Genomic DNA, 18,646 nt, shown 5'->3' with positions numbered 1-18,646 from the left:
GGAGAGCTGATCATGGGCGAGATCGGCAAGCAGGGAAGCGCCGGCCAGCGCGGCGCCGGGCTGGACGGACGTGTCTCGGCCGGATCGGCGGGTGGCATGCCCGGCGACGAGGCCGGCCGCGGCGGTTCCGCGGCTTCGGCGGCGATGACGCCGTCCGGGCCGGCGGTGCGCGCGTCGCCGGCCTCGCGCCGGCGCCGGCGGCGGCCCTGGGCGCCGCGGCCGGCGACCTGATCGCCCGCACCGTCGGGCGGGACTGCCCGTGCCGGCGGATTCCGCCTGTGCGACCATAATTTCCGCTACGCAACAATCCGAAACTGCTGTAGGTTGCTCGCGCAACGTTCCGGATATGTCGGGCGCAGAAACCGGCAATTGGCGGAGCGCTGCCGGTCGAACTTTATGCCACATCCGACTACCTGCTGCTAGGCTGGGCGCGGCAGCTCGTTTGCACTGAAGCAACGGAGCACGACCATGTCGCAGCCCACGGACCTCGTTTCCGCAACGGATCTGCTTGTCTCCAGCCTCGATGCCCCGCCGCCGCTCGGCGAGCCCGCCGGGCCGGTGCATGCCGACGGCAGCGCCGATTCCCACGCGCCCGACGGCGCTGACGAGGCCGGCCCGCAAAGCTCGCCGATCGCCGCCGGAGACCGCAACGCCGACAGGGTCGGCCAGCCGGTCGGCAGCGGCGCGCCGGCGGACGCGGCGAGCCCGCATGCGGGCGGCCTCGCCGACGCGCTGGCCGTGACCGCCGACGACGGCACGGCCGCCTTCGCCTTCGCGCCGATGCCGGCGGCCGGCCATTCGGCCCCCGTCGATGCGATCGGCCTCGGCCCGCATCCGGCGACCGGCGGCTTTGCGTCGGATTGGCCGGTGGCGCCGGACCCGGACGCGACGCCGACCATCCACAAGACCACGGCCGAGGCCGCGGTGCAGATCACCCGCGACAACTACCATTGGGGCACCACGCTCGGCACCAGTCCCGGATCGATCAGCTTCGGCTTCCGCACCTCGGCGCCGACCTACACGGTCAACGGCCGCGACATGGTCGGCACCTTCTCCGCCTTCACCGCCGCGGAGGAGACCGCGGCGCGGGCGGCGCTGGCCCTGTGGTCGGCCGTCGCCAACATCACCTTCACCGACAATGGCGACACCAACAACGCCACCATCCTGTTCGGCAACTATTCCTCCACCACCGACAATTCCGAGGCCTTCGCCTTCTTCCCCCAGACCAACAACCAGACGGCGGCGAACTGGGAAGGCGACGTGTTCATGAACACGCACTACGCCTCCACCACCAATCTCGATCCCGGCACCTACGAGTTCCTGACCCTGGTGCACGAGATCGGGCACGCGCTCGGCCTCGAGCATCCCGGCGCCTACAATGCCGGTCCCGGCCAGACCATCACCTATGACAACAACGCCGAGTATGTCGAGGACACGCGCCAATACACGGTGATGAGCTATTTCGGCGAGGGTAACACCGGCGCCAATTTCGGCAGCACCTACAACCTGACGCCGATGATCGACGACATCGCCGCCATCCAGCGGCTCTACGGCGCCAACACCACCACCCGCTCGGGCGACACCGTCTACGGCTTCAACTCCAATGCCGGGGCGCCCTATGCGCTCGGCTCGGCGACGCAGCCGCTGGTCGCGTCGATCTGGGACGGCGGCGGCAACGACACGCTCGACTTCTCCGGCTATTCCCAGAACCAGACCATCAACCTGGACGCCGAGTCCTTCTCCAATGTCGGCGGCCTGGTCGGCAACGTCTCGATCGCGGCGGGCGTCACCATCGAGAATGCCACGGGCGGCAGCGGCGACGACGTCATCAACGGCAACGCCGTCGCCAACGTCCTCGTCGGCAACGGCGGCAATGACACGATGAACGGCGGGGCGGGCGCGGACACCGTCTATGGCGGCGACGGCAATGACCGCATCGTCGACACCGACTTCATCACCTTCGACTATTACGACGGCGGCGCCGGCATCGACACGGTCGACTACAGCGGCATCGCCTTCAGTGACGGCCTCGTCACCATCAGCCTCGCCAACAACCGGGCGAGCGTGGCTGGCGGCAACACCGAGACGCTGTACAACATCGAGAACGTCGAAGGCAGCCAGGGCGGCGAGGCGCTGATCGTCGGCTCCTCCGGCGCCAACGTGCTCGACGGCAATGGCGGCGACGACACCATCGACGGCTTCCTCGGCGACGACACGCTGAACGGCGGCGCCGGCACCGACACGCTGAGCTACGCGCTCGACCGCGGCGTCACCGTCAGCCTCTCCGTCACCACGGCGCAGAACACGGGCGGCGCCGGCACCGACACGGTGTCGGGCTTCGAGAACCTGACCGGCTCCTATTTCAAGGACACGCTCAACGGCGACGGCAACGACAACGTCATCCGCGGCGGCGGCGGCTCCGACATCCTGCGGGGCGGCGGCGGCAACGACACGCTGATCGCCGGCGCGCCGACCCTCTGGCTGACCAAGGCCGCCAGCGTCCACAACGACACGCGTACGGCGGCGGTCAGCGTCGACGGCGTCTTCAGCCTGCAGGCCAGCGACTTCATCCAGGACGCGACCACCGTGCCGCACGCCACCGTGCTGGCGACGGCCAACGGCGGCAGCGAGTTCTACAAGTTCAACGCCAACGCCGGCGCCGCGGCCGTGTTCGACATCGACCACACCGTCGGCATCGACACCTATCTCAAGATCTACGACAGCGCCGGCATGCTGCTCGCCTCCGGCGACGACGGCGGCAACGATCCCGGCAGTTCCACCTCCCTCGACACGCTCCTCAACTTCACCTTCGCCGCGGCCGGCCTCTATTATGTCGAGGTCGTCGCCTTCCCCGGCAGCGGGCCGCTGCCGGCAGGGGCGTCCTACACGCTCAACATCTCGCTGCAGGGCGCGGCCGTCACGCCGGCCTCGGGCGGCTCGACGCTCGACGGCGGCGCCGGCGACGACCAGCTGATCGGCGGCGTCGGCATCGACACGGCGAGCTATGCCTCCGCCACCAGCGGGGTCACGGTGAGCCTGGCCAACCCGGCGGCGCAGAACACCGGCGGCGCCGGCATCGACACGCTGAGCTCGATCGAGAACCTGACCGGCAGCGCCTTCGGCGACGTGCTGACCGGCAATGACGGCGCCAATTCCATCAATGGCGGCCGTGGCGTCGACAGCATGTCGGGCCTCGGCGGCGACGACACCTACTACGTCGACCAGGCCGGCGACCTGGTGTTCGAGGCGGCCGGCGGCGGCTTCGACACCGTCAACACCGGCATCAGCTATGCGCTGCAGGCCGGCCAGTCGATCGAATTGCTGCGGCTGTCGACGGCGACCGGCGCGACGGCCCTCGACCTGACCGGCAACGAACTCGCCCAGACCATCCAGGGCAACGCCGGCGCCAACATCATCAGGGGCATGGGCGGCGGCGACGTCATGCAGGGCTATGGCGGCAATGACACCTATTACGTCACCAGCACGGCCGACAACGTCATCGAGGCGAATGGCGAGGGCAATGACACGATTCACTCGACGGTGTCCTATTCTCTGGGCGGACGCTACGTCGAGACGCTCATCCTCGACGGCTCGTCCAACATCAACGCCACCGGCAACAGCCAGGCCAACACGCTGATCGGCAATTCCGGCGCCAACATCCTCAAGGGCATGGGCGGCGGCGACGTGCTCGACGGCCGCGGCGGCAATGACACCTATTATGTCGTCAACGCCGCGGACAACGTGAAGGAGGCCGCCGGCGCCGGCACCGACACGATCCATTCGACCGTCAGCTACTCGCTGGCCGGCCGCTACGTCGAGAAGTTCATCCTCGACGGGTCGGCCGCCATCAACGCCACCGGCAACAGCCAGGCCAACATCATCACCGGCAATGCCGGCGCCAACATCATCCAGGGCCTCGGCGGCGACGACACGCTCAGCGGCGGCGGCGGCGCCGACCAGCTCTTCGGCGGCGCCGGCCACGACTACCTCACCGGCGGCACCGGCGCGGACCGCTTCGTCTTCCAGGCGCTCGGCGACAGCACCGTCGCCATCGCGGGGCGGGACGTCATCAAGGACTTCAGCCAGGCCCAGCTCGACAAGATCGATGTCTCGGGCATCGACGCCAACACTGCTGTCGGCGGCGACCAGGCCTTCAGCTTCATCGGCACCGGTGCCTTCACCCACCATGCCGGCGAGTTGCGCTATGCGGTGTCCGGCGGCAGCGCGGTCGCCTATGGCGACGTCAACGGCGACGGCACGGCGGACTTTTCCGTCTATGTCGCCAACATCACCGCGCTGGTCGCCGGCGAGTTCATCCTGTAGCGCGCTGCGGGATCGAGGCGAAGACCTCCTCCGCCCGCCCGGCGGAGGAGGCGCACCGTCCGGCCTGCGGGCGTCGCGGCATCCCCTTGTCCCGGTCGACCCGGCTGCGGTTGCATGGCAGGCGGCTGGCCGAACCATGGCCCCGGCCTCGCGAAGGCTGGGGAGGCGACCCACTTCCCGGGATTGTCCACCCCTTTCCGGTGTTTCGATCCGCACTCCGCGCAGGCAGGGCGCTTCCTCCTCGATAGTCGCCGCCCTGCCTGCGAAGATCGGCCCGTTCGCGCGAACCCACCCGCTCAAGGGCTCCACGTCATGGCAGGATGTCGCCGGAGGGCCGGTTCATGCCGCATCCGCGAGGCGGCGCGGCGGGCGCGAGCCCGTCGGGAATGCGACGGGCCTGCGGTCCGGCCGGACGGCGGTCCCGGACACATGCAGCCGCGAAGGTCCTCCCGGCTCGCCGGCGATCAGTCCTTCACGACGATACATATCTGCCTGGGAGTGAAATTCCTGTAAGGAAATAAAAATTCTTTAAATGAAAATTGTCTTCTGCGAGACAGATTCTGCCGAAAAGGGGCGCGTTTGCACAACATCCGTGCAGAAAACGGCTTGACTTGCCCTGCACAGGAGTCGCAGACTTTCCGCGCATCAAAACAAGTTGCCTGTGAGGCAACTCTCCATGCTCCTGCAGGAGCGGGAGTTCACCAGGAGGAAAAAAACCATGCAGCCGGGATCCGAGGATCCACGGATCGAGTCGATGTATCGCGGCGACCGCTACTGGGCGATCGGCGCGGTGCTCGTGCTCTGGTTCATGATCCTGTTCGTCTTCATCCAGATCGCACCCAATGCCGGCTCCACCGGCATCGTGGTGGCGCTCGCCATCGCGGGTGGGCTGGTGCTGCTGTTCAACACCGCCTCGATCACCGCGCTGCTGCGCCATTATACCGAGGACAAGGCTCCGATCTACGGCCTCGACCTGCACTACCTCGACGAAATGAAGAACCGGAAGAAGTAGGAGGCACGATGGCCAAGCCAGTCTATCGACCGCCGGAGCAGTCCGCCATCGGGCAGATCGTCGATTCGCTCCTCATTCTCGTCCTGGTCGTCGCGAGCCTGTTCGCGCCGCTCTATCTCGACCTCGCCGGCGGTGGCAAGGTCGTGCAGGACATTGCCGACAAGAGCTGGGCCGGCATGCAGCAGAACGCCACCATGCAGGCGGCCTGGGAGAAGCTGGGCTTCACGCCCGAGAGCGCCGCCGAGCTGATCGCCTCGCGCTTCGACTATACCTTCTCGGTCGGCGCCTTCGTCCTGACCGCCCTCGTGGTGATCGTCTACTTCGCGTTCGTCGTCCGCTACTCGGACAAGGAGTTCCGCGACGTCATCGCCGAGCGTTTCGATCGCAAGTGAGGACATTGGCATGAACGCTTTCCAGGCACTGGAATATGCGGCGTGGGTGCTGTCGGCCATGTTCGGCCTGTGGATGCTCTACGACCTGATCAAGACCAATTCGGCCTATTCGGAGAAGGTGCTGCTGTCGTCCCGCGAAGGCGAGATCGAGGACGAGCTGATCATCGACCCGACGCATCGGGGGGACAAATGAGCGTGGCATCTGACTCCGCGGCGCACGCGCCGTCCACCGTCATCCACGGCGAGAAGATCTCGCTCCTGCGCGTGCTCGGCCCGGCCCATGTCTGGGCGCTCGGCGTCGGCATCGTGCTGGTCGGCGAGTTCATGGGCTGGAACTTCGCCGTCGGCAAGGGCGGCGCCCTGGCGGCGCTGATCGCCTGCTGGACGGCGGGGCTGCTCTACACCTGCGTCGCCATGATCGATTCGGAGGTCACCTCCACCGTCGCCGCCGCCGGCGGGCAATATGCCCAGGCCAAGCATATCGTCGGGCCGCTGATGGCCTTCAATGTCGGCCTCTACCTCGTCATGGCCTACACCATGCTCGAGGCGGGCAACGCCATCACCGCCGGCTATCTCATCCAGACCGTCGGCGGCATGGCCGGCTTCGAGGGCGTGCACGACAAGCCCTTCATCGTGCTGACCATCATGTTCCTGGCCTGGCTGAACTATCGCGGCGTCTACGCCACGCTGACGTTCAACCTGGTCATCACCGCCATCGCCTTCGTCTCGATCGTGGCGCTCTTCGTGGGCGTGAAGCCGTGGTCGAACGACGTCGTCAAGCCGCACGAGCTCCTCGTCGGCCTGCCCTACGGCTGGCTCGGCGTGATCGCGGCGCTGCATTTCGGCCTGTGGTTCTATCTCGGCATCGAGGGCACGACCCAGGCAGCCGAGGAAGTGCGCTCGCCCGCCCGCTCGCTGCCGCTCGGCACCATGCTCGGCATGATCACGCTGCTGATCGCCGCGGCCATGACCTGGTATGTCTGCGTCGGGCTGATGCCGTGGGAGTATCTCGGCCAGTCGATCACGCCGCTGTTCGACGCGGCGCGCCTCAGCAATTCCACGCCGCTGATGGTGTTCCTGTTCATCGGCACCATCTTCTCGACCCTGGCCTCGGCGAACGGCTGCATCAACGACGCCTCGCGCGCCTGGTTCTCCATGGGCCGCGACCGCTACATGCCGATCTGGTTCGGCGCGGTGCATCCCAGGTACCGTACCCCGTTCCGCTCGATCGTGTTCCTGGTGCCGATCGCCCTGATCTTCGCCCTGGGCGCGCCGCTCGACCAGGTGATCACCTTCTCGATCCTGTCCGGCCTGCTCGGCTACACCTTCATGCCGATCAACATGATCATGTTCCGGGCGAAGTGGCCGCTCGACACGATCAAGCGCGGTTATGTCCACCCCTTCCATCCCCTGCCGGCGATCGTGCTGTTCGTCCTGTGCTCCGTGACCTATTTCGCGGTGTTCCTGGGCTACGGCACCCAGCTGGTGGCGATGATGGTGTTCTACATCGTCGCGTCCGTCTGGTTCGCCTTCCACCGCTACAAGTTCGTGCGGCGCGGCGACCAGTTCACCATGCCCTGGCCCAAGCCGCGGGGGTATTGACCATGGCGCTGGCCCTGATCGCGGGCATCGCGGCCGTCGGCGGCTGCGCCCTTGCCCTGGTGGCGCGGCGCGAGCACCGCGCGGTGCTCTCCGCCAGGGCCGCGCTGTTCGAAGATTGCCTCGCCGTGTTCGACACGGCGAGGCTCGGCCGGGCCGCCGACGGCTTCCCGCGCCTCGATGGCATGATCGGCGGACGGTCGGTGCGGCTCGAGCTCATCCCCGACAGCCTGACCCTTCGCCGCCTGCCGCAGCTCTGGCTCTCCCTCACCGTCGTCGGCCGCCATGGCGCGTCCGGCGCCTTCGCCGTGCTGGCGCGCCCGGTCGGCGCCGAGTTCTTCGCCGTCACTCATCGCCTCGCGGCGCGGCTGGAGCCGCCGTCGCTCCTGCCGGCCGAGATCCTGGCGCGCGGATCCGGCCCGGCCGGCCAGTCCCTGCTCGATACGGCGGCCGAGCCCGTGGCGGCGCTGATGGCCGACCCTCGCACCAAGGAGGTCGCCGTGACTCCCGGGACGCTGCGCGCGGTCCATCAGGTCGCGCAGGGGCAGCGTGGCGAATATCTGCTGCTGCGCCAGAGCGTCTTCCCCGGCCGGGTCTCGGCCGCCGACGTGCTGGCGCTCTATGACGGCCTGATCGCGCTGGAAGACGCCCTGCCGGCGCCTCCGGCCGCCATCAGCGCCACTCGACACGAGGCACCGCGATGAGCAAGCCGGTCAATCCCTATGTCGTGCTCGCCCTGGCGGTCGTCCTGCCGGGCGTCGGCCATGTCGCGGCCGGCCAGCCGCAGCGCGGGCTCGGCTTCGCCTTCTTCTCGCTGCTGCTCGCCCTCATCACCTGGCACCTGACGACCCCCGACCAGTCCTTCGTCGGCCGGTCGGCCGGCGGCCTGTTCGTCTGGGCCATGTCGATCCCCGACGCCTATCGCTTCGCCCGCCTGCGCTATGCCCGGTGGCAGCAGCGCCAGGGCGCCACGCCGGCTCGGTAGTCAGCCGCCGGGATTGACCCGCGGCCCCTACGCTTGGGGTGTGCGGGATGGAGTGCGGCTCCGGGAGCATGTTTATGCTGCCGAGAGGATGTTCTTTGAGAAATTTTTAGTATATATTTTCTATATAAAAAATAGACAAAAATTCTCCCGCCGTCGTACGCTCCGTCCATTCGCCGGGGCCCGGCGCATGTCGCGTCGAGGCCGCCGTCACGATGGAAAGGACGATACGATGCTGGGGGCGTTGCGGCGCGGCCTGACCCGGGGCCTTGGAACTGCGGCGGTGCTGGTCGGCCTGGGGGCGGCGCTGCCGTCCGTGGCGCAGGCCGGCGTGACGCTGGACCGGATCAAGGAGCGCGGGGTGATCAAGGTCGGGGTCGGCACCCTGCCGGGCCTCTTCGCGCCGGACAGCAATGGCCGCTGGCAGGGCTTCTTCATCGATTTCGGCCGGGCGCTCGCCATCACCGTGTTCAACGATCCGGAGAAGGTGGAGTTCACGTCCTCCTCGCCGCAGCAGCGCCTGCCGGCGCTTCAGGCCGGCGAGTTCGACATCCTGCTTTCCGGCGTGACGCAGACCATCACCCGCGCGTTCAAGCTCGGCTTTCATTTCGGGCCGGTGGTGTTCTATGACGGCCAGGGCCTGCTGGTGAAGAAGTCGCTCGGCGTCACCGCCGGCAGCGAGCTCGACGGCGCCAGCATCGGCGTTCAGAGCGGCACCACGGGCGAGCTCAACATCGCCGATTTCTTCCGCAAGAACGGCAAGAGCTTCAAGCCGGTGGTGATCGAGGACACCGGCGAGTTCGTGCGCGCGCTCGACAGCGGCCGCGTCGATGCGTTGACGCAGGATGCCACCGACCTCGCCTTGAAACGCACCCAGCTCTCCAAGCCGGACGACTACATCCTGCTGCCGGAACGGCTGTCGAAAGAACCGCTGGCGCCGGCCGTCGCCGGGGGCGACGACCGCTGGCTGGAGATCGTCAACTGGACGGTCTACGCCACCATCCAGGCCGAGGAACTCGGCATCACCAGCGCCAACATCGACTCGTTCCTGACCAGCGATGACCCGGCGGTCAAGCGTTTCCTCGGCATCGATCCTTCCTTGGGCGAGGCTATCGGCCTTGATCCGAAGTTCGCCTACAACATCGTCAAGACGCTCGGCAATTATGGCGAGATCTTCGAGCGCAACATCGGCAAGGCGACGCCGGCCGGCTTCGAGCGCGGCTACAACCAGCCATGGACGAAGGGCGGCCTGCTCTATTCGCCGCCCTTCCGCTGAGCGGCGTGGCCGCCATGTCGGCGATCGATCGGCCGGGCGCATCGGCGTCCGGCCCCACCTTCGTGCGGGCCTGGCTGGGCGAGCGGCCGCTGACGCAGATCGTCCTGTTCGTCGCCGCGCTCGCCGGGGTCGGCCTGCTCGGGCGCAACCTCGCCGAGAACATGGCCCGGGTCGGCATCGTGCCAGGCTTCGATTTCCTGACCCGGCCGGCGAATTTCGAGATCGGCGAGAGCCTCATCGCCTACTCCGCCGAGAGCAGTTTCGCCCGCGCCTTCCTGGTGGGCGGGCTCAACACGCTGCTGGTCTCCGCGGCAGGGTGCCTGCTCGCCACCGTCCTCGGCGTCGCTCTCGGCATCGCCCGCCTGTCGAGCAATCCTCTGCTCTCCGGCGCCGTGCGAGCCTATGTCGAGGCCCTTCGCAACACGCCGCTCCTGCTGCAGCTGTTCTTCTGGAGCGCCGTGCTGCACGCCCTGCCGTCCGCCCGGCAGGCGCTGCAGCCGCTGCCCGGCGTCCTGCTTTCCAACCGCGGCGTCTTCCTGCCGGCCGTGCGCATCGCAAGTGAAGCCTGGTGGCCGGCGGCCGGGATTGCCGCGGTTGCCGCCGGCGCCTGGGTTCTCCTCGGCCGCCGCCTCGGCGACCGGCCGGCGCAGCGCCGCCGTGCGAGGTCGATGCTGGCGGCCGCCGCCCTGGCTGCCGCGGTCGCCGTGCTCGGTCACGGCGCCCTGGTCGAGAGCCCCGTGCAGAAGGGGTTCAACATTGCCGGCGGGCTGTCGCTGACCCCGGAATTCGCCGCGCTGCTGATCGGACTGACGGCCAACGCCGCCGCCGGCATCGCCGAGATCGTGCGCAGCGGCATCGAGGCGGTGCCGCGCGGCCAGTGGGAGGCCGCGAGCGCCGTCGGCCTGCACAAGGGTCAGGCCATGCGCCTTGTGGTGCTGCCGCAGGCCCTGCGGGTCATCGTGCCGCTGATGACGTCGAGCTATCTCAGCCTGACCAAGAATTCGAGCCTGGCGGTGGCGATCGGCTATCCCGACCTGGTCAGCATCGCCAACACCGCCGCCAACCAGACAGGTCAGGTGCTGGAAAGCCTGGCGATCATGTTGGCTGTCTACCTTTCGATCAGCCTCGCCGTGTCCTGGGCGATGAACCTGGTCGATGCGCGCCATGCGCTGCGAGAGCGCTGAGATGAGCCTCCTCACCCTGCCGGCGCAGGCTCCCTCATCCCGGCGCTGGGCCGCCTGGCGCAGCGGCCTGTTCGGCTCGCCGGCGAACGCCCTGATCACACTCGCCTGCATCGCTCTCTTTGTCGTTGCGATCCTGCCGCTCCTGCGCTGGGCCGTGCTCGACGCCACCTGGAGCGGGACCGCCCGCGATTGCGCGGAGCGGGGCGGGGCCTGCTGGGCCTTCATCGGCGAGAAGCTGCGCTTCATCCTGTTCGGCCTCCATCCCAGGCCGCTGCAGGCGCTGCTCGCGACCATCGTCCTGGCCGCCCTGCTCGTGGTCACGGCGCTGCCGCGCTTCTGGCGTCCCCGGCTGATCGCCGCCTGGCTGCTCGCCATAGCCGGGGCGTTGGCCCTGATGGCCGGCCTTGCCGGCGGCCAGCCCGTCCCGACCCAGGCGTGGGGCGGTCTGCCGCTGACCCTGCTGCTCGCGGTCGTCGGCTTCGCCGCCGCCTTCCCGATCGGCGTGGCACTGGCGCTCGGGCGCCGCTCCCGGCTCGGCCTGGTGCGCCTTGCCTCGATCGCCTTCATTGAGGTGATGCGCGGCGTGCCGCTGATCGCCGTGCTCTATGTCTCGACCCTGCTGGTGCCGCTCATGCTGCCGGCGGGGGCTTCGGTCGACAAGCTCTTGCGCGCCGGTGTCGCCATCACCCTGTTCATCGCCGCCTACATGGCCGAGATCGTCCGGGCAGGTCTGCAGGCGGTGCCCGCCGGCCAGTTCGAGGCGGCGCGGGCCGTCGGCCTGGGCTGGTGGCAGGCCCAGCGCCTGGTGGTGCTGCCGCAGGCACTGCGCACCGTCATTCCCTCCTTCGTCACCCTCGGCATCGGCCTGTTCCTCGACACCACCCTGGTGATCGTCATCGGCCTGTTCGACTTCCTCAACACGGCGCGGACCGCGGCCGTCGACCCGGAATGGCTCGGCTTCTATGCCGAAGCCTACGCCTTCGTGGCCCTGGTCTATTTCGGGCTCAGCTTCGGCGCTTCGCGCTACAGTCTCTGGCTCGAGCGGCACCTGGCGGCATCGCGGGGAAGGGGCGGAAGCAAGGCAGCGTGAGGGCCGGCCTGCCGGGCATCCCCCCGCCACTCCGGCGAGGCTGCGTCCGCGACGCGATGACGGCGGGCTGCCTCCCGTCAGGCCTGGGCTGTGGCGCCCTCGTTCTGCAGCGGCGTCGGGCCGGCGAAGGGCGCGATTCCCTCAAGGCCGAGGAGCGCGGCGAGGGGCGCGCCGTCGCTGACCCGTCGGAACAGGCCGGGTGTCATCCATGGCGCGGCGCCGTCGACATTGGGCGCGCCGCGGCCGGCCTGCAGGTCGTCGATCCACAGTGTCCGGGTCTCCAGCGAAATCCGCGTGACACCCGTGGTGTTGGGAACCCCGGCATGGGCGTGCGCGCCGGAGAAGGCAATCATCGATCCCGGCTCGATCACCACGGGAACGGCAAGCGCGGCATCGACCTCCTCGGCGAGGTGCGGGATCAGCTCGTCCGCGCTCAGGGCATGGCGTCCGTCGCCGCGGGCGCGAGCCAGCACCGTCTTCATGTCGAACGCTGCGCTGGTGTTGCGCAGCGGTCGGTCCCACAGGGCAGGGTACATCGCAAAGGTCCGGCCGGCGGTGATTGGGTAGACCGGCGCCCACCAATTGGTCTGGGCGTAGAGGTTGGAGCCCCAGCTGTCGCGATGGAAGGCGACCGTCGAGGTCGACCGGTCCCGCGGCGGCGCGGCCTCCCTGTCCTGGTGCGGCTGGAACCGCAGATGCAGCCGGTCGCGCGCCAGCCGCGAGGGATCGAGCCCCACAGCCTCGAACACGGCCTGCCACAGGCGCTTGACCTCTTCGGACCGGCTGAAATCCTTCTCGCAACGGGCAAAGAGCGCGATCTGGCCGGCGTGGTCATGATGCCGGTGGACCTCTGGCGGGCTGTGCGGATGGCAGGCTTCGGCCAGAAAGTCCCGCGTGAAGGCGATCAGGGCGGCGACGGAGGGCATGCCGGCGAAACGGAAGATCTCGGCACGATAGATGCGGGCATGGAAGTCGTCGGGATCGAGGGAGGCTTGATGCGTCGTATACATGCGATGCTCCTGTCGGTCGGCCGATCCTGGGCGACCGCCGCCATGGACGGTAGCCCGGGCAGACGGCGCCGGCCGCGACGGCGGTGCGGGTGACGGGCGTGGTCCATGTCAAGGCGACAGGGGATCGGTGTGGATGCAAGGAATGTGAGAAAAATCACAAACATCGTTGTGATGCGGGGCGAATCGATGTGAGGCGATTCGCCGGCCGGCATCAGCCGACATTGGCGATCGCGGCGGCCGTGTCCTTCTCGGTGATGATCGAGGCGAAGGAGCCGATCTCGGCGAAATAGGCGGGCTTCACCTTGCCGAACTTGCTGGAATCGACGACGAGGTGGCTTTCGACCGCCCGGGCGATCACCTTCTTCTTGACCGCGACCTCGTTGAAGTTGGAGCAGCTGACCCCCCGCGCCGGGTCGATGCCGCCTGCCGAGAAGAAGGCCTTGTTGATGCCGACCCGGTCGAGGATGCCCAGGCCCTCCTCGCCGGTGAAGGTGGCCGAGGCCGGGCTGAACAGGCCGCCGAGCAGCACCATGCGCACATTGCTCTTGCGGGCGAGGATATTGGCGACGTTGAGGGAATAGCACAGGGCGGTGATCGGCAGATGCACCGGGATCATCTCGGCCAGGTGCACCAGCGTCGTGCCGCAGTCGATGAAGATGGTGTCGTCGGCCTGGATCAGCCTGACGGCGTTGGCGCAGGCCGCCGACTTGGCCGCAGCATGGCTGTCCATCTCCTGTTCCAGCCGATAGACCGATCCGCCAGCCGCATCGCTGGCATGCAGGATATGGCCGCCGAGATAGGCGAAGCGGTCACCGCTGCGGGCGATGTCGCGCCGCACCGTCATTTCCGAGACGTCGAGGAGTTCCGCCGCCTCGCGCAGCCGCAGCACGCCTTGCCTGGTCAATGCGGCCGACAGCGTCGTCAGCCTTTCCTCGCGGTGCATCGGTCTTCTGCCTGTCATGGGGCGCGGTCGGCGTCGATCCGAAGCGGCCGGCCCGTGCCTTGGGCGACCCGGCGCTAGGTTGCGTGTTTCGAACGAGGCGTCAAGATTGCGAATTTTGCAACGAAAAAATGTTATGATATTGACAATCCGAGGTCGAGCCGTCATCCCTCGCCGTGACGGCGGCCGGCGATCGATCCCGCGGCTCCGGCAGGGCCGCCGCCCTTCGAAAGGATCCTGGAATGGTCGAAATGTCCCCCGCCGCCAACATGGTGCGCAATCCCGGCTCGCCGCTGCATCCCGACTGGTTCGAGGGCAGCCAGGTCAATTCCAGCGCGGCGGAGCGGCGGACGGCGAGCCTGACGGCCCGCCGCTCGGTCAAGAAGGAGTATCAGGCCGCCTGGCTGGTGAAGGCGATCACCTGCATCGACCTGACGACGCTGGCCGGCGACGACACGCCCGGACGGGTCCATCGCTTGGCGATGAAGGCGCGCCGGCCGATCCGTGCCGATGTCGTCGAGGCACTCGGCCTCGCCGACGCGCCGCCGACGGTCGGGGCGGTCTGTGTCTATCCGACCATGGTCGGCGCCGCCGTCCGGGCGCTTGCCGGGTCCGGCATCCCCGTCGCCTCTGTCGCCACCGGCTTTCCCGCCGGCCTGACGCCGCTGCCCCAGCGGCTCGCCGAGATCCGCTACGCCGTGGACGAGGGCGCGCAGGAGATCGACATCGTCATCACCCGCTCCCATGTCCTGCTCGGCGAATGGCAGGCGCTTTACGACGAGGTCGCGGCGATGCGCGAGGCCTGCGGTTCGGCGCATCTGAAGGCCATCCTCGGCACCGGCGACCTGCGCACCCTGCGCAACGTCTACAAGGCCAGCATGGTGGCGATGATGGCGGGAGCCGACTTCATCAAGACCTCGACCGGCAAGGAGGAGGTCAACGCCACGCTGCCGGTCAGCCTGACCATGATCCGCGCCCTGCGCGACTATGGCGAGCGCACCGGCATGCGCATCGGCTTCAAGCCGGCCGGCGGCCTCAAGACCGCCAAGGATGCGATCAACTGGCTCGTCCTGATGAAGGAGGAGCTCGGCGCGCCCTGGCTGGAGCCTGACCTGTTCCGTATCGGCGCCAGCTCCATGCTCGGCGACATCGAGCGGCAGCTCGAACATTTCGCCACGGGGCGCTACGCCTCGTCGGCCCACCACGCGCTGGCTTGAGAGGGACGCCATGGCCAAGATCAGGGATATCCTGCGGACGATGGAATACGGTCCTTCACCCGAGGCGAACGATCATATCCGGGCCTGGCTCGGCCAGCACGCCGAGGGCTTCCGGCATTTCATCGGCGGCGAGTTTCTGCCGTCCGACGGCGGCGGCAGCTTCGAGGTGAGCGATCCCGCGCGCGCCGAGCCGCTCGCCCGCGTCGCCGCGGGAACGGCCGACGACGTCGACAGGGCGGTCAAGGCCGCGCGCGCCGCCTTCAAGGGCTGGTCGGCGCTGCCGGGCCATGCCCGCGCCCGTCATCTCTATGCCCTCGCCAGGCACATCCAGAAGCGCGAGCGCTTCCTCTCCGTGCTGGAGAGCATGGACAACGGCAAGCCGATCCGCGAGAGCCGCGACATCGACATCCCGCTGGTCGCCCGGCATTTCTACCATCACGCCGGCTGGGCCGAGCTGGTCGAGAGCGAGCTGCCCGATACCAGGCCGCTGGGCGTCTGCGGCCAGATCATTCCCTGGAACTTCCCCCTGCTGATGCTGGCCTGGAAGATCGCCCCGGCCCTGGCCGCCGGCAATACGGTGGTGCTCAAGCCGGCCGAGTTCACGCCGCTGACCGCGCTCGCCTTCGCCGAGATCTGCCAGGAGGCGGGGCTGCCGAAGGGCGTGGTCAACATCGTCACCGGCGACGGCGACACCGGGGCCGCCCTGGTGGCCCATCCCGGCGTCGACAAGATCGCCTTCACCGGGTCGACCGAGGTCGGCCGGCGCATCCGCGTCGCCACCGCCGGCACCGGCAAGAAGCTGTCGCTGGAGCTCGGCGGCAAGTCGCCCTTCATCGTCTTCGAGGACGCCGACCTCGACGCGGCGGTGGAAGGCGTGGTCGACGCCATCTGGTTCAACCAGGGCCAGGTGTGCTGCGCCGGCTCGCGCCTCCTCGTGCAGGAAGGCATCGCGCCGGCTTTCCACGCGCGGCTGAAGCGGCGCATGCAGACGCTGCGCGTCGGCGATCCGCTCGACAAGTCGACGGATATGGGAGCGATCGTCGCGCCGGTGCAATTGGAGCGCATCCGCACCCTTGTCGCCCAGGGCGAGCGCGAGGGCGGCACGCTCTGGCAGGCGCCCGGCGCGCTGCCGAAGGCGGGCTGCTACTTCCCGCCGAGCCTGTTCGTTGACGTCGAGCCGGCCTCCACCGTGGCCGAGGTCGAGATTTTCGGACCGGTCGCCGTGTCGATGACCTTCCGCACGCCCGAGGAGGCCGTCCAGCTCGCCAACAACACCCGCTACGGGCTCGCCGCCTCGATCTGGTCGGAGAACATCAACCTGGCGCTGGACATCGCCGCCCGCGTCAAGGCGGGGGTCGTCTGGATCAACTCGACCAACCTCTTCGATGCCGGCGCCGGCTTCGGCGGCTACAAGGAGAGCGGCTTCGGCCGCGAGGGCGGGCGCGAGGGCCTGCAGGAGTATCGCGTGCCGGCCTGGGAAGCGAGCCTTGCCGCCGCGCCGGAACGGGCTGTTGCCGCGCCCCTCTCGGCATTGCCGGCCGGCGTCGCCGTCCATGCGGCACCGGAGATCGACCGCACGGCCAAGCTCTATATCGGCGGCAAGCAGGCCCGGCCCGATTCCGGCTACAGCTATTCCGTGCTCGACGCCAAGGGCCGGTCGATCGGCCAGGCCGGCCTCGGCAACCGCAAGGACATCCGCAACGCCGTCGAGGCGGCGGCCAAGGCCGGCGCCTGGGGAGTGGCGACGGCGCACAATCGCGCCCAGGTGCTCTACTATCTCGCCGAGAACCTGTCCGCCCGTGCCGCCGAGTTCCAGGCGCGCCTGGCCGCCATGGCCGGCAAGCCGCAGCAGGCGGCGGAGCGGGAGGTCGAGGCCGCCGTGCGGCGGACCTTCTGGTATGCGGCTTGGGCCGACAAATATGACGGGCAGGTGCATGCGACGCGCTCGCGCCATGTCACGCTGGCCATGAATGAGCCCTGGGGCGTGATGGGCGTGGTCTGCCCGGACGAGGCGCCGCTGCTCGGCTTCGTCTCGCTGGTGCTGCCGGCCATCGCCATGGGCAACCGTGTCGTCGCTGTGCCCTCGCAGCGCCACCCGCTGGCCGCGACCGATTTCTACCAGGTCCTCGACACCAGCGACGTGCCGGCCGGCGTGGTCAACATCGTCACCGGCGAGCGCGATGTGCTGGCCAGGACCCTGGCCGAGCACGACGAGGTTGCGGCGCTCTGGTATGCCGGCAGCCAGGCCGGCAGCGCCATGGTCGAGGCCGCCGCGGCTGGCAATGTCAAGGCGACCTGGGTCGACCATGGCCATGCCCGCGACTGGCTTTCGGAGACGCAGGGGCAGGGCCGCGGTTACCTCGCCCGCGCCACCCAGGTGAAGAACATCTGGGTGCCCTACGGCGAATAGTGCCTGCACCGCATCGGGATTTCCGGATTCCGCCCGCTGGCGGCGTCCGGAAATCTTGTGGATATTGCGATCTCATCGCAGATCCGCAGGTCGCCGCCCCATTCTGACCGGATTGCCGCCAATATCGGCGGTTCTTGCAAGACCGCCGAGGTACTGAGCGACAAAAGACCCGACGAGCGCGCCGGCGAACTTCCCGTATGGATGCTCTGCGCCGGCGTGCCGTATCGGCGGCCACGCTCAGCCGCATGGTTCTGCTTGCACAAACGACGGACACGTCTTATGCGATAGTTGTATCGTTCATGTCGAAGGAGCGGGGTCATGGAAAACGGGCTCGAAGCAGACACCATGATTGCTTTGACGGCCGACATCGTCTCGGCTTACGTCAGGAACAACTCGATGGCTCTGGGCGATCTGCCGGCTTTCATCGCCAGCGTCCATGCCGCATTGCTGAAATCATCGTCCGGTGCCGCGCATGAGCCGGAGCCGGAGCCGTTGAAGCCGGCGATCGCGATCAAGAAGTCGATCACGCCGGATCACATCGTCTGCCTGGAAGACGGCAAGACCTTCAAGTCGCTACGCCGGCATCTGAAGACCGCGCACCAGATGACGCCGGCCGAGTACCGCAAGAAATGGGGCCTGGAAGCAGATTATCCGATCGTCGCTCCCAATTATGCCGCGCAACGCTCCGCCCTCGCCAAGTCGACCGGCCTCGGCAACAAGCGCAAGACCGTAGCCCCGCCGCCCCCGCCGGCTCCTGCTCCCCGGCGCGGCGGCCGGAAGAAAGCCGTCGAGGCCTGAGTTCGACCTTATCCGAAACGCGGCATGGCGGAGTCGAGACGAGGCGCGCGGTGCCGTGCTTCTCCCGGCCGCTGGGCCGGACCGGACGCGCGTCCAGCCGCAGGGACGGGGGCCGGCTGAGCCGCGGCTTCGTGCTCCGGCTCTAACGGCTTGCAATACCGGGGCCTTTGCCTGGCCCTCTGTTCAGGCGTAGCCTTCCGGAGAGAGGCAGCGCAGGTGGGCGCTCGCTTCGACATGGCGTAGCGGTTCGAAGCACAGGCTGGCCATCCTGTTCTCCACCGTCACGGGAATCGGGCCTTCGCCCGCGGTGACGAAGGCGGCGACGTGGCCGCGGGAGTCCGAGCCGATCCAGACGGTGTCGGCACCGATGGGATAGTCGGCCGGCGCGTCGCCGTCCGGGTTCACCGTGCCCC

17 protein-coding genes are annotated in these 18,646 nt (G+C 68.4%); 14 read left to right on the top strand and 3 right to left on the bottom strand.

Features of this window, described 5'->3' with window-relative positions; translation table 11 throughout:
- The 11 genes from AC27L4_RS28815 to AC27L4_RS28765 all read left to right on the top strand — a co-directional run.
- A partial coding sequence (locus AC27L4_RS28815; RefSeq protein ID WP_487146058.1) for a hypothetical protein occupies positions 1-231 on the top strand: 231 nt, incomplete at its 5' end.
- 237 nt (positions 232-468) lie between these two features.
- Positions 469-4,323, top strand: a complete 3,855-nt coding sequence (locus AC27L4_RS28810) for a M10 family metallopeptidase C-terminal domain-containing protein (protein ID WP_487146057.1) — start codon at positions 469-471, stop codon at positions 4,321-4,323.
- Between the two features lie 718 nt (positions 4,324-5,041).
- The gene (locus AC27L4_RS28805; protein WP_487146056.1) at positions 5,042-5,335 is read left to right on the top strand and encodes a hypothetical protein; all 294 of its coding nucleotides are present in this window, start codon (positions 5,042-5,044) and stop codon (positions 5,333-5,335) included.
- An 8-nt stretch (positions 5,336-5,343) separates the two neighbouring features.
- The gene (locus tag AC27L4_RS28800) at positions 5,344-5,727 is read left to right on the top strand and encodes a hypothetical protein (protein ID WP_487146055.1); all 384 of its coding nucleotides are present in this window, start codon (positions 5,344-5,346) and stop codon (positions 5,725-5,727) included.
- Between the two features lie 10 nt (positions 5,728-5,737).
- Positions 5,738-5,920: a hypothetical protein gene (locus AC27L4_RS28795; protein ID WP_487146054.1), complete on the top strand. Its 183-nt coding sequence runs from the start codon at positions 5,738-5,740 to the stop codon at positions 5,918-5,920.
- The gene (locus AC27L4_RS28790; protein WP_487146053.1) at positions 5,917-7,329 is read left to right on the top strand and encodes an APC family permease; all 1,413 of its coding nucleotides are present in this window, start codon (positions 5,917-5,919) and stop codon (positions 7,327-7,329) included. Before AC27L4_RS28795 ends, AC27L4_RS28790 begins: the two co-directional genes overlap by 4 nt.
- A 2-nt stretch (positions 7,330-7,331) precedes the next feature.
- Complete coding sequence (locus tag AC27L4_RS28785; protein WP_487146052.1) at positions 7,332-8,030, top strand: hypothetical protein; 699 nt, start codon at positions 7,332-7,334, stop codon at positions 8,028-8,030.
- Positions 8,027-8,311: a hypothetical protein gene (locus tag AC27L4_RS28780; RefSeq protein ID WP_487146051.1), complete on the top strand. Its 285-nt coding sequence runs from the start codon at positions 8,027-8,029 to the stop codon at positions 8,309-8,311. Before AC27L4_RS28785 ends, AC27L4_RS28780 begins: the two co-directional genes overlap by 4 nt.
- Before the next feature lie 229 nt (positions 8,312-8,540).
- On the top strand, positions 8,541-9,584 hold the full coding sequence (locus tag AC27L4_RS28775) for an amino acid ABC transporter substrate-binding protein (protein WP_487146050.1): 1,044 nt from the start codon (positions 8,541-8,543) through the stop codon (positions 9,582-9,584).
- Positions 9,585-9,598: 14 nt separating this feature from the next.
- Positions 9,599-10,768 (top strand): amino acid ABC transporter permease, encoded by a 1,170-nt coding sequence (locus AC27L4_RS28770; RefSeq protein WP_487146049.1) that lies wholly within the window; start codon positions 9,599-9,601, stop codon positions 10,766-10,768.
- 1 nt (position 10,769) lies between these two features.
- Positions 10,770-11,858 (top strand): amino acid ABC transporter permease, encoded by a 1,089-nt coding sequence (locus tag AC27L4_RS28765; RefSeq protein ID WP_487146048.1) that lies wholly within the window; start codon positions 10,770-10,772, stop codon positions 11,856-11,858.
- A 77-nt stretch (positions 11,859-11,935) separates the two neighbouring features.
- On the opposite strand, the gene AC27L4_RS28760 is transcribed toward AC27L4_RS28765, so the two are convergent.
- Both AC27L4_RS28760 and AC27L4_RS28755 read right to left on the bottom strand, forming a co-directional pair.
- Positions 11,936-12,868 carry a hypothetical protein gene (locus AC27L4_RS28760; protein ID WP_487146047.1) on the bottom strand — a complete coding sequence of 311 codons (933 nt, stop codon included), beginning with the start codon at positions 12,866-12,868 and terminating at the stop codon, positions 11,936-11,938.
- A gap of 211 nt (positions 12,869-13,079) precedes the next feature.
- Positions 13,080-13,829, bottom strand: a complete 750-nt coding sequence (locus tag AC27L4_RS28755; protein ID WP_487146046.1) for a DeoR family transcriptional regulator — start codon at positions 13,827-13,829, stop codon at positions 13,080-13,082.
- 221 nt (positions 13,830-14,050) lie between these two features.
- Between AC27L4_RS28755 and deoC the strand changes: the two genes are divergently transcribed.
- The 3 genes from deoC (at position 14,051) to AC27L4_RS28740 (ending at position 18,233) form a co-directional block, all read left to right on the top strand.
- Complete coding sequence (gene deoC / locus AC27L4_RS28750) at positions 14,051-15,025, top strand: deoxyribose-phosphate aldolase (protein ID WP_487146045.1); 975 nt, start codon at positions 14,051-14,053, stop codon at positions 15,023-15,025.
- 10 nt (positions 15,026-15,035) lie between these two features.
- Positions 15,036-17,435, top strand: coding sequence for an aldehyde dehydrogenase family protein (locus AC27L4_RS28745; RefSeq protein WP_487146044.1), 2,400 nt, complete (start codon positions 15,036-15,038; stop codon positions 17,433-17,435).
- 345 nt (positions 17,436-17,780) lie between these two features.
- Entirely contained in the window at positions 17,781-18,233 is a 453-nt protein-coding gene (locus AC27L4_RS28740; protein WP_487146043.1) for a Ros/MucR family transcriptional regulator, read from the top strand.
- A 183-nt stretch (positions 18,234-18,416) separates the two neighbouring features.
- On the opposite strand, the gene AC27L4_RS28735 is transcribed toward AC27L4_RS28740, so the two are convergent.
- Positions 18,417-18,638, bottom strand: coding sequence for a hypothetical protein (locus AC27L4_RS28735; protein ID WP_487146042.1), 222 nt, complete (start codon positions 18,636-18,638; stop codon positions 18,417-18,419).
- Positions 18,639-18,646 lie beyond the last annotated feature (8 nt).

The sequence above is a fragment of the Labrys sp. Lb11 genome (assembly GCF_057554225.1).
This window is presented reverse-complemented; position numbering and strand designations above follow the sequence as displayed.